Origin of the sequence: Pseudomonas sp. NY11955, from assembly GCF_048068035.1 — a bacterium.
Lineage (GTDB): Bacteria > Pseudomonadota > Gammaproteobacteria > Pseudomonadales > Pseudomonadaceae > Aquipseudomonas.
In genome coordinates this window covers 1-219 of the sequence record NZ_JBLUPS010000091.1, presented here as the reverse complement: position 1 = coordinate 219, position 219 = coordinate 1, and the positions used below count along the sequence as shown (strand labels likewise).

1 protein-coding gene is annotated in these 219 nt (G+C 58.9%); it reads right to left on the bottom strand.

From position 1 onward, the window contains the following. Positions 1-219: immunoglobulin-like domain-containing protein (locus ACNFBR_RS29390; RefSeq protein WP_416737894.1), on the bottom strand; the 219-nt coding region annotated here is incomplete at both ends.

The window sequence follows — 219 nt, the reverse complement described above, 5'->3', positions numbered from 1 at the left end:
GTCCAGGTTCAGGTTTTCGAACTTCCACGCATCCGCACCGCTGACCGCGTCGATGGCGTTGACCACCGGCTGGTTAGTGCCGACATAAACGTTATCCGGTGCGATTGCAGTGGCCGAACCGGTGGTGCTGTTGGCAGCCACGACGACCGTGGTGCCATCGGTCAGCTTGAAGTACAGCTCCGAGTGGTTGTTGATCGGCAGACCGTCTTTGTTGGTCAG